This window comes from Trinickia sp. (genome assembly GCF_051954495.1).
GTDB lineage: Bacteria > Pseudomonadota > Gammaproteobacteria > Burkholderiales > Burkholderiaceae > Trinickia.
The window spans coordinates 1-10,812 of the sequence record NZ_JBQCHR010000008.1 but is presented as its reverse complement, the minus strand read 5'-3'; the positions used below and the strand labels follow the sequence as shown (position 1 = coordinate 10,812).

12 protein-coding genes and 1 pseudogene are annotated in these 10,812 nt (G+C 64.7%); 3 read left to right on the top strand and 10 right to left on the bottom strand.

All coding sequences use genetic code 11. The annotated features are described in order from the left end of the window. The 10 genes and pseudogenes from ACTHNR_RS00430 to flgB all read right to left on the bottom strand — a co-directional run. A pseudogene (locus ACTHNR_RS00430) lies at positions 1–372 on the bottom strand (hypothetical protein); the annotation flags it as partial. A 364-nt stretch (positions 373–736) separates the two neighbouring features. Next, on the bottom strand, positions 737–1,762 hold the full coding sequence (flgJ, locus tag ACTHNR_RS00425) for a flagellar assembly peptidoglycan hydrolase FlgJ (protein WP_440545401.1): 1,026 nt from the start codon (positions 1,760–1,762) through the stop codon (positions 737–739). Between the two features lie 16 nt (positions 1,763–1,778). Continuing rightward, a complete protein-coding gene (locus tag ACTHNR_RS00420; protein ID WP_440545402.1) occupies positions 1,779–2,933 on the bottom strand; it encodes a flagellar basal body P-ring protein FlgI in 1,155 nt (384 codons plus the stop codon). A 23-nt stretch (positions 2,934–2,956) separates the two neighbouring features. Then, a complete protein-coding gene (gene flgH / locus ACTHNR_RS00415; RefSeq protein WP_440545400.1) occupies positions 2,957–3,682 on the bottom strand; it encodes a flagellar basal body L-ring protein FlgH in 726 nt (241 codons plus the stop codon). Between the two features lie 52 nt (positions 3,683–3,734). After that, positions 3,735–4,523, bottom strand: coding sequence for a flagellar basal-body rod protein FlgG (flgG, locus tag ACTHNR_RS00410; protein ID WP_440545399.1), 789 nt, complete (start codon positions 4,521–4,523; stop codon positions 3,735–3,737). A 62-nt stretch (positions 4,524–4,585) separates the two neighbouring features. Next, on the bottom strand, positions 4,586–5,344 hold the full coding sequence (gene flgF / locus ACTHNR_RS00405) for a flagellar basal-body rod protein FlgF (protein ID WP_440545398.1): 759 nt from the start codon (positions 5,342–5,344) through the stop codon (positions 4,586–4,588). A 23-nt stretch (positions 5,345–5,367) separates the two neighbouring features. Continuing rightward, positions 5,368–6,606, bottom strand: a complete 1,239-nt coding sequence (flgE, locus tag ACTHNR_RS00400; RefSeq protein WP_440545397.1) for a flagellar hook protein FlgE — start codon at positions 6,604–6,606, stop codon at positions 5,368–5,370. Positions 6,607–6,647: 41 nt separating this feature from the next. Beyond that, positions 6,648–7,388: a flagellar hook assembly protein FlgD gene (locus ACTHNR_RS00395; RefSeq protein WP_440545396.1), complete on the bottom strand. Its 741-nt coding sequence runs from the start codon at positions 7,386–7,388 to the stop codon at positions 6,648–6,650. Between the two features lie 11 nt (positions 7,389–7,399). Then, positions 7,400–7,822: a flagellar basal body rod protein FlgC gene (gene flgC / locus ACTHNR_RS00390; protein ID WP_440545395.1), complete on the bottom strand. Its 423-nt coding sequence runs from the start codon at positions 7,820–7,822 to the stop codon at positions 7,400–7,402. A gap of 73 nt (positions 7,823–7,895) precedes the next feature. After that, positions 7,896–8,411 carry a flagellar basal body rod protein FlgB gene (gene flgB / locus ACTHNR_RS00385; protein WP_440545394.1) on the bottom strand — a complete coding sequence of 172 codons (516 nt, stop codon included), beginning with the start codon at positions 8,409–8,411 and terminating at the stop codon, positions 7,896–7,898. Between the two features lie 232 nt (positions 8,412–8,643). On the opposite strand from flgB, the gene flgA reads away from it, so the two are divergent. The 3 genes from flgA to ACTHNR_RS00370 form a co-directional block, all read left to right on the top strand. After that, entirely contained in the window at positions 8,644–9,849 is a 1,206-nt protein-coding gene (flgA, locus tag ACTHNR_RS00380; RefSeq protein ID WP_440545393.1) for a flagellar basal body P-ring formation chaperone FlgA, read from the top strand. Positions 9,850–10,024: 175 nt separating this feature from the next. Beyond that, positions 10,025–10,366: a flagellar biosynthesis anti-sigma factor FlgM gene (flgM, locus tag ACTHNR_RS00375; RefSeq protein WP_440545392.1), complete on the top strand. Its 342-nt coding sequence runs from the start codon at positions 10,025–10,027 to the stop codon at positions 10,364–10,366. A gap of 78 nt (positions 10,367–10,444) precedes the next feature. Beyond that, positions 10,445–10,812 (top strand): flagella synthesis protein FlgN (locus tag ACTHNR_RS00370; RefSeq protein WP_440545391.1); only part of this gene is annotated, 368 nt, incomplete at its 3' end.

Below are 10,812 nucleotides of genomic sequence, written 5' to 3'. Positions count from 1 at the left end.
CGCTCGAATCACCAGCCTGCCCACGCCCTTGAGCGCCCCGCCCAGCACCGGCACCACCGCCAGCAAGCACAGCACGAGCTTGATCCACTCCCAGCGGTCCTCGGCTTTGCTCGGGTCATCGCTCATCCGCAGGCAGATCGCGATCACGTCGCGCGCTGCTGTCCCCTCGCCCAGCAGCGGGAACATGCTCAAAATCGCGTCGAACACGATCTGCCCAGTCGTTTGCTTTTGCGCGAACTCGCCGGCCAATGCGCCGCCTGTCCATTTCGTCACGCTCACCGCGTGGTCCCAGATCAGCGCGCCCACCTCGATCGCGCCAATTCTGTTTTCCGCGGGATTCAGATTCCTGTCACGGCCTTGCTGGTCGGTCATGGTAAGGAGAGGTTCGACTGTTTATCGAACCGAAAACCTTAGCGTCACCTTCAACGCTGCGATGTAGGAATATTCTTAAAAGGCGATTTGTGGCTTAACTGCCAATACGGTCCGATTGACGACGGACTTGAACGGAGGAGTCGATCACCGGCGGATAATCGTGAACAACTTGAATGAAACTGAGACAGGCACACCTAGCCAACTGTGGTGTGTGATTGAATGTTCCGAGCAAACGCGGCTTGGCCGGCCGCCTCTCGGCGGCCGGCCTTCATGCCGTCTTTCCCTGCTTGGCCCCGTCGCGCTCGAATACGCGCCCCGTGATGACCGGTGATGGCGGCAAGAGCCGCCGGATACCGGTGAATCCTTAAACCATTTGCTGCATGATCGAGATCAGCTTCTTCGCGTAATGCGGATCGGTCGCGTACCCGGCCTTCTGCATGCCGTGCGCGAAGCTGGCCGCGTCGTGCGAAGTCGACAGCACCGACGCGTAGCGCGGGTTGTCGCGCAGCATGTTCGCGTAGTCGGTCATGGCGTCGGTGTACGAATCGTAGGCACGGAACTTCTGGACGACCTTGCGCGGCTTGCCGTTCTCGTACTCGGTCGTGACCGCCGATACCGTCTTGCCCTTCCAGTCCGAGGTCGCCTTGATCCCGAACACGTTGTGGCTCGACGAGCCGTCGGCGTTCTTGATTTCGCCCTTGCCCCAGCCCGATTCGAGCGCGGCCTGGCCGACGATGAATCGCGCCGGAATGCCGGTGGCTGCGCTGGCGGCTTGCGCCGGCGCCGCCATCTTGTCGACGAAGGCGTCGACCTTCGGCGACGCGCCCTTGCCGCGCAGCGGAGGCGTCAGCGCGCTTTGCGCCGAATAGCCCTTGCCGGCTGCGAGCGCACCGTTCGACTGCGCATTGGAGTAGGCGCGCGCCAGCGCGTTGAGCATCGCCGCATTGCCGGCGTCGCCCCCTGCCCCGCCCGCGCCGCCGAGCATGCCGCCGATCGCGTTGCCGTTGCCCGGCAGCGTCTTCGGGGCGCCGATTCCGCCCGGGCCGACGTCAAAGCCCGCGTTGCGCGAAAGCTGCGTGATCAGGGCGTTGGCTACGCCCACGCCCTTGGACGAGAGCTGCTGCGCGAGCTGCTGATCGAGCATCGACTGATATTGCTTGCTGTCGTTCGAATCGAGGATGCCGTCTTGCGGCGTGGCCTCGCGCATGCTCTTGAGCATCATCTGCATGAACACGGCGTCGAACTGCTTGGCCGTCGACTTCAATGCTTGCTGGGGCGAGTTGCCTGCCTGCGCGCGCATCGCGTCGAAGCCCTGCACGTCCAGCGCGAAGCGCTGCGTGAGGTCCGTGCCGGTGTCGACAGTGCCGGAGTAGGTCGTGTTCGGGTTCATCGGGATACCTTCGTCCTTAGATGATCTCGAGATCCGCGCGCAACGCGCCCGCGGCCTTCATCGCTTGGAGAATCGACATCAAATCGGCCGGCGTCGCGCCGAGCGCATTGAGCGCCTTGACGACTTCGGCCAGATTCGCGCCCGCCGTGACGAGCTTGAGCGAGCCGTTGTCCTGCTTCAGTTGAATCTGCGACTGCTGCGTGGCCACCGTGGACCCATTCGAGAAGGCGCCAGGCTGGCTCACGGCCGTCTGCGTGTTGACGACGACCGACAAATTGCCGTGCGCCACGGCGCAGCTTTGCAGCGTCACCATCTGGTTCATCACGATCGAGCCGGTGCGCGCGTTCAGGATCACCTTCGCGGCGGCTTGCGCCGGATGCACGTCGAGGTTTTCGAGCTGCGCCATGAAGGCCACTTGCTGGCTCGTATCCGCCGGCGCGTGTACTTGGATCGTGCGCCCGTCGAGCGGCATCGCCGTGCCCGGGCCGAACGCGTTGTTGACCGCCGCCACGATGCGCTGCGTCGTGTCGTAGTCCATCTCGTTCAATTCCATCTGCATCGTGCCGCCGGCCTGCGCCACTTGCGTGGGCACCGCGCGCTCGATGATCGCGCCCGATGTGATGCGTCCGGCCGCGAGCTGGTTGATCTGCACTTTGCTGCCGTTCGCGCTCGCGCCCGCGCCGCCGATGGCGACGTTGCCTTGCGCCAGCGCATAGACTTGCCCGTCGGCGCCCTTGAGCGGCGTGAGCAGCAGCGTACCGCCGCGCAGACTCTTGGCATTGCCGAGCGAGGACACCGTCACGTCGATCGCTTCGCCCGGACGGGCGAACGGGGGCAGCACCGCCGTGACCATGACGGCGGCGACGTTCTTGAGCTGCATGTTCGATGCCGAGCCGCCGCCGTTCGCCTGGCCGTTGTTCAGCGAAATGCCGAGGTTGGCCAGCATGTTCGTGAGCGTCTGCGTCGTGAACGGCGTTTGCGTCGTTTGGTCGCCCGTGCCGTCGAGACCGACGACGAGGCCGTAGCCGATGAGCGGGTTGTCGCGCACGCCTTGGATCTGCACGAGATCCTTCAGACGCTCGGCGTGCGCCGTGCCTACCGCGGCGAAGGCGATGGGCAGGCCGATGAGCGCCGCCACGAAGAAGCGGCGCAAGGTGCGCAAGGTGCGCATGATCGAAGTCGTCGTCATCTCGATCACCACGGCGCGATGTTCATGAAGAAGCGCTGGAGCCATCCCATCGTTTCCGCTTCGTTGATGTATCCCTTGGCCGAGTACTCGATGCGCGCATCGGCCACCTGCGTCGAGAGCACCGTGTTCTCGCCCGAGACGGCGTTCGGATTGACGACGCCCGAGAACCGCACGAATTCGTTGCCCTGATTGATGAGCATTTGCTTCTCGCCGCTCACGACGAGGTTGCCGTTGGGCAGCACGTTCGTGACGGTGACGGTGATCGTGCCGTTGAACGTGTTCGATGCGTTCGCGCCGCCCGAGCCGTTGAACGCATTCGCGCCGGCGGCCGAGAGGTTCACGTGGTTGAACAAGCCTTTGAGGAAGCCGGCGGTCGGCACCGACATGCTCGTCGTGCCGCTGCGCCCCGCGTTCGCGCCCGACGATTTCGTCGCGTTGATGTTCTCGGCGATGACGATCGTGAGGATGTCGCCCGTGTTGCGGGGACGCTGGTCTTCGAACAGCGGATGGCCGGCGTAGCCCGGGTTGTAGATCGACCCCGGTGGCTGCAGCTGAGGCGGCACCGGAGGCGTCGCCGTCATGGGCTGCTGCGTGATCGGCTCGCGGTGCTCGAGTTGCGCGCAACCGGCGAAGGGGCCCACGACCACCGCCGCGAGCGCACTCGCGTAGGTGAGCGTGGCTGCCGCGCGCAACCCGCGCACGCGAAAGGGGATTCGACTCGTTTGCGACATCTTCGTTTACCGCCTGCTGTTCAAAAACTTGCTGTCCTACTTTGCTGCTTGCTTAAACCGACATCTGGCTCAAGGTTTGCAACATCTGGTCCGAAGTCTGGACCGCCTTGCTGTTGATCTCGTACGCGCGTTGCGTTTCGATCATGTTCACGAGCTCTTGCACCACGTTCACGTTCGATGCTTCCAGGTAGCCCTGGTTGAGCGTGCCGGCGCCGTTCAGGCCCGGCGTCGTCACGTTCGGCGCGCCCGAAGAAGTCGTTTCCTCGAGCAGGTTTTCACCCTTCGATTCGAGACCGGCCGGGTTGATGAACGTCGCGAGCTGGATCGTGCCGATCGTTTGATTGTTCGTCGAACCGGCCACCTTGATGCTGACCGTGCCGTCGGTGCCGATCGTGAGCGAGGTCGCGTTCTGCGGAACGGTGATCTGCGGCATGACCGGGTACCCGCTCGAGGTCACGAGTTGACCCTGCGCGTTCGTCTGGAACGAGCCGTCGCGCGTGTAGGCCGTCGTGCCGTCGGGCATCTGCACTTGGAAGAAGCCGTTGCCGTTGATGGCGACGTCCTTCGAATTGCCGGTCTGCTGCATATTGCCCTGCGTGTACAGACGCTCGGTCGCGACCTGTTGCACCCCGGTGCCGACTTGCAGGCCCGAGGGCAGCTCGGTTTGCTGGGTCGAATTCGCACCCGGCTGGCGAAGCGTTTGGTAGATGAGGTCTTGGAACACCGCGCGCGAGCCCTTGAAGCCGGTCGTGCTCACGTTCGAAAGATTGTTCGAAATGACGTCCATCTGCGCCTGCTGCGCGTTCATGCCGGTAGCGGCGATGTAGAGCGAGCGGTTCATGGTGAATCTCCTGGTAATTTCAATCCGGTTCTAGCCGTCAGTGACGAGCGGCGAAGAACCGGTCAGGTGAACGACAGCAGTTGGTTGGCCGTCTGATCGTTCTGGTCTGCCGTCTGCAGCAATTTGGTCTGCATCTGGAACTGGCGCGCGTTGGTGATCATCGAGACCATCGCCGCGACCGGGTTGACGTTGCTGCCTTCCAGCGCGCCTTGCACCACGTTGACGGTCGGATCGGCATCGGCCGGTTGGCCGTCGGCCGTCCGGAACATGCCGTCGTCGCCGCGCGTCATCGTGGCCGGGTCCGGGTTGACGAGCTTGAGCTGGTCGAGCACGACGATCTGCGAGGGCGAATCGCCTGCGCCGAGCGCCGAAACCGTGCCGTCCTTGCCGATCGTCACCGTTGCGCCGGGCGGCACCGAGATCGGGCCGCCGTTGCCGAGCACCGGCTGGTTCGTCGCCGTGACGAGCTGTCCGTTTTCATCCACGTGCAAGTTGCCGGCGCGCGTGTAGGCTTCGTTGCCGTCCGCCGCTTGCACCGACAGCCAGCCCGGGCCTTGAATCGCGACGTCGAGCGGGTTGCCCGTCTGCGCGATGGGGCCCGATGCGAAGTCGGCCCCCGGCGTGGCCGAAAGCACGAACGTGCGCGTCGTGTCGTTGTTGACCGTCGTGCCGTCGCCGAAGCTCATCGGAACGTTGCGGAAGTTCGCGAGCTCCGCGCGAAAACCCGTCGTCGACGTGTTCGCCAAGTTGTTGGCGACCACGCTCTGCTGTTCGAGCGCCTGCGCGGCGCCCGTCATCGCGGTGTATATCAGTCGGTCCATGACTCGCCCGGTGCGCGCTTCGCTTACAGGTTGATGAGCGCCTGATCGACGGCCTGCTGCGTCTTGATCGTCTGCGCGTTCGCTTGGTAGTTGCGTTGCGCCGTGATCAGATCGACGAGTTGGCTCGTCAGGTCGACGTTCGAGTTTTCGAGTGCGCCGCCCGTCAGCGTGCCGTGATTCGTGCTGCCCGGCGCCGAGATTTGCGGCACGCCGGAAGCCGAGGTTTCGGCGAACTGGTCGTTGCCCAGGTTTTGCAGGCCGTTCGGGTCGTTGAAGTTGGCCAGTACGATCTGACCGAGCGACTGCGTGCGGCCGTTCGAATAGGTGCCCGAGATGATGCCGTCGGCGCCGATCGAGAAGTTCGTCAGCTCGCCCGTGGCGAAGCCGTCTTGCGACAGGTTCGTCACGCCGTCCTTGCCGCCGTACTGCGTCGTGCCCGTCATGTTGATCGTCAGCGGCTGCGGCGTCGTGCTGCCGTCGCTGTTCGGGATCGTGAACGAGAGTTGCCCCGTCGAGGGGCTCGTGGCCGGCGCGGTGGCCGTCGTCGTCGTCAGCGCGCCAGCCGTGTTGAAGCCTGCCGTGCCGATCTTGCTGATCGTGCCCGACGCCGCGCCCGAGTAGACGTCCCACGTGTTCGCGGCCGTCTTCACGAAATACATGTTGACTTGCTGCGAGCCGCCGAGCGAGTCATACACCTGGATCGACGTGGAATAGTTGTACGTCTGCGAGTTCGTCGCCGAGAACGGCGTGACGGCCGGCACCGCGTCTTGCGAGTTCAGGTTCAACTGCGCGCTGATGCTTTGCGTCGCGACCGGCGCGATGTTGCTCGTCGGCACTTGAATCGGCACCGTCTGCGCCGAATTGATGACGCCGTTCGCGTTCGCGGCATAGCCCATCAGCTGAAAGCCTTGCGAATCGGTGATGAAGCCGTTCTTGTCGAGCTGGAACACGCCGTTGCGCGAATACGTCAGCGAGCCGTTGTTCGACATCTGGTAGAAGCCCGTGCCGTTGATCGCGACGTTCAGGGCCTGGCCCGTCGTCTTGAACGTGCCCTGCGTGAAGTCTTGCTGGACGCTGGCCAGCCGCGTACCGATGCCGATCTGGTTGTTGACCGTCGTCGCGATCGTGTTCGCGTAGAGGTCGGCGAACTGCGCCGTGCTTTGCTTGAAGCCGACGGTGTTCGCATTCGCGATGTTGTTGCCGATGACATCGAGGTCGTTCGACGATGCGGACAAGCCGCTCAAGCCTTGTTGGTAGCCCATTTAGCGGTCTCCCTTCGGAAAATTTCGTTGATTCGTGACGGTTACAGGATGGCGACGACTTTGGTCATGTCGACTGTCGAGCCGTTGTTCAGCAGCAAGCTTGAGCCGCCACCGCTTGTTTGGACGACGCTCTGCACCTGGGCGCCGGTGAGCGGCGTCGCAGTGACCTTCACGCCGGAGCTGCTCGCGGCGGTGGCCGAAATCGTGTAGGTGCCGTCGGGCAACGCGTTGCCCGACGAGTCCACCGGCTTCCACGCAACCGGCACGGTGCCCGCTTGCTGCGCGCCCAAGTCTTCGGTGTCGACGGTCTCGCCGGACGAGTTCTTGATCGTGACCGTCACGTGCGAAGCGTTCCCGTCGAGCGACACGCCGAAGCCCGTCGATACGCCGCTCACGACGGTGGAGGTGGCGGCCGTCGCGCTCGCGCCCGGCACGAGCACGTTCTGACCGATCAGCAGCGACGCTTGCGCGCTTTGGCCGGCGGAGAGCTGCGAGGCGAGCGAAGTGAGCGTGGTATTGAGCTGGCTGATGCCCGTCACCGTGTTGATCTGGGCCAGCTGCGAAGTCATTTGCGAGCTGTCCATCGGGTTCGTCGGGTCTTGGTTCTGCAACTGCGTGACGAGCAGTTGCAGGAAAGTCTGCTGTAGGCTCGACGGTGAATTCGGCGATGCGCTCGAGGAAGTCGACGACGAGTCGCTGCTCGACGACGTACCGTTCATCGTATTGAGCAGGTTTTGGGAGACCGTGCCGCCGCCGGCGATGGTCGTGTTGGATGACGTCACTAAAATTCTCCTCAGGTGCCGATCGTCAAGGTCTTGAGCATCAGGTTCTTCGCGGTGTTCAACGTCTCGACGTTGGCCTGGTACGAGCGCGAGGCCGAGATCATGTTCACCATTTCCTGCACGGGGTCGACGTTGGGCATCGTCACGTAGCCGTCCGCGTTCGCGGCAGGATTGGTCGGGTCGTAGGTCGTCTTCATCGGGGTCGGGTCGTCGATGACATTGGTCACCTGCACGCCGCCCACTTGCTGGCCGCTCGCGGTGCGCGCGCCGCCGAGCGGCTTGACGCCGAACACGACTTGCTTGGCGCGGTACGGTTGGCCGTCAGGGCCCGTCGTGCTGTCGGCGTTCGCCAGATTCGACGCGGTGACGTTGAGCCGTTCGGATTCGGCCGACATGGCCGATCCCGCAACGGTGAAGATGTTCATCAGTGACATGGCTTGAATGCCTCTTTCGATGGACGCCTAAAAGACGATTCGTGATGCGTAATCCGCACGTAATGGACGGCCCTTAGCCGCCCGAGGTGATGGCCGCCAGCATTTGCTTGATCTGCTGGGTCATCACGTTCATGCCCGACTCGTAATGCAGCGTGTTGTCGGCAAATTGAACGCGTTCCGCGTCCAGATCGACGGTGTTGCCGTCGAGCGAGGGCTGCGTCGGAATCCGGTAGGCGAGCTTGCCGTAGTCTTGGGACGAACCGCCGGTCGGGATCAAGGACGCCTTGCCCGTCATATGTCCGGGTTCGGTCGAAGCCATCGTCATGCCGCTCGAGACGCCCGCGCTTCTAGCCATCGCCAGTTGCGCCGTGCCCGAGCTGGCCGTGACGCCCGTACTCGAGCCGGCCGCGCTCGCGCCGCCGGTGCGCTTGAGCGCACCCGCCAGCGACGACGCGAAATCGACGTCGCGCGCCTTGTAGCCGGGCGTGTCGGCATTGGCGATATTCGAGGACAGCAGCTCCTGCCGATAAGCGCGCACATCGAGCGCCTCACGGCCGAAGGCGAATTCGGCATCGAGTTTGTCCAGCATCGGTATTTCTCCGTACCCAAGCGTTGGCCGCCTGTTGCCGCTTCTCGGCTTCACCTCGGTTCGGGTCGAGGCGCGCTGGGAAGACTTTTTTGCATGAGGTGCATCTTAGGGGCGGGACGCAAGAGCCAATCGGATGAATAACCGGGGAAGCCGCCCTCTATTCAACGTTTGCGCGCCTCGCGCGACCCCTAGAATTCGATTCGTCGTCCGAATTGTTTCAATGGAGAACCCGATGCCCCTGTCCGCCGAATCCGATCCCGCGCGCCAAATGGCGCCGCGCGCCCTCGGCCGGCGGCACGTACGCGGCGCGCGCCGCCTCGGCGCGGCCGCTTGCGCGCTCGTGGCGGCCTTTCTGCTTCCTTGCGCCGCGGCGCGGGCGCAGAACGCGGGCGCCGGTGGGCAAATCTATATTCCGGGGCCGGGCGAAGCGCATGCGGCTCAGCCTAGCGGGATGATTTCGATTCCGGGGCCGGGCGAAGCCCAGGCCGCGAAGCCGAGCGGAATGATCTCGATTCCAGGCCCAGGCGAAGCCCAGGCCGCGGCGGCCAACCGCACCATGCCCGTTGTCGTCACCGCCCCGCAGCGCGTGGCTCGTGCCGCCCAACCCATCGCCGTCGAACAGCCGGCGACCGCAACGTTCACCCGCGTGTCGGCCCGTGTACCCTCGGCCGTGGGCGCCGCTCAGTCCGCGCCGACGCTGCCCGCCGCAGCGGCTTCGGCTCTAAGGGCCGCGACAACCGCAGCGCCCGCCTCCCCTGCTCCCACAGCGACGGCAACGGCCGCCGCCGCGGCTCCCGCGTCGAACGCGCCGGCCGGTCAAGAAGACGGCGAAACGATCCGCCGCGCCGCGCTCGCGTTTTTGCAGCAGCAGACCGTGGGCTTGCCGGGCAAGATCGAAATCACGGTCGCCCCGACCTTTCCGCGCGGCCTCGCCGCCTGCAACGGGCTCGAGCCGTTCATGCCGACGGGCGCCCGCCTTTGGGGCACCACCACGGTTGGCGTGCGCTGCGCGGGCGCGAAGCCGTGGACGCTCTATTTGCGGGCCCGCATCGCCATCGAAGCCACCTACTATCTCGCCGCGCGTCAAATCGAGCCCGGCACCGTCGTCACGGCTCAGGACCTGTTGGCCCGAAACGGCGACCTCTCCAATTTGCCCCGCGCGATCATCACCGACCCGTCGCAGGCCGTGGGCGCTTCGGCGATCGTGCGAATCAGCGCCGGCATGCCGCTGCGCCAGGATCTGCTCAAGAGCGCCAGCGCCGTCATCATCGGCCAGACCGTTCGCGTCGTCGCGCAGGGCCAAGGCTTCACCATTTCGGCCGAGGGCAGCGTCATGAACAACGCGTCGCCCGGACAGCAGGTACGCGTCAAGATGGCGGGGGGCCAGATCATTTCCGGCATCGTGAGGGACGGGGGAACGGTAGAAGTGCAGATGTGAGGTGAAAAAAAGGCCGCGCAGTGTCGCCACCGCCCCGAGGCCCGCGCGCCGGGCGTGAGCGCGATGCAGCCCCGTATGACGGGAGGCGGCGGGCGGGTGATTTTCCGGATTGCGCTAAAGTTTCGATGGGTGTCGCCGTTATCACACTCAAATCGAAATCGTTCGGGAAGCCATCGTGAAAGTCGATTCCACCTCTACTTCTAGCCTGACCTCGCCCAAGGGCGGCGTGCAGGGTACCCGCCAAGGCGGCCAAGCTGCGTCGAACGCCGCGCCCACGAGCGCCGGCGCCGCATCGGCGCAAGGCGCGGGCGGCGACGCCAGCGTCAACCTGTCGGCGCTGTCGTCGCAACTGCGCTCGCTGGCTGCATCGGGCGAAGCCGATATCGACGTCGCGCACGTCGAGTCGATCAAGAAAGCGATCGCCGACGGGACGTTGACCATGGATGCGAGCAAAATTGCCGACGGCATCCTTTCGACGGCGCGCGAGTTGTTGAAGAACCCGTCGACGGGCGGTTAAGCGGCGCATTGAGCGCCGTGCTCGCCTCGTCGGCTTGATCCGAGCGCGCGTACGCGCGCCCACGTTTTGGCGGATGAGATGAGAGACGCCCTGCTTGCTACTGTGACCGAAGAACACGCGACGCTCGAAGCGTTCGCGTCCTTGCTGATGTACGAGGAAAAAGCGCTCGCGGCCGTATCGCCGCTCGAGACGCTGCCCGGCATCGTCGAAAAGAAGTCCGAATTGACCGACAAACTGGCCGCGCTCGAGAAAACGCGCGACGGCCAGCTCAGTCAGATGGGCCTGCCCGCCGGATGGAAGGGTATGGAGCTCGCCATTGCCGACGATGCGCGCCTGGCCAAGCAGTGGAAGCTGCTGCAGGCGGTCGTGGAGCGCGCACGCCGCGCCAACGCCACGAACGGCCTCATGATCCGCGTTCGAATGAACTACAACCAAAGCGCCCTCGC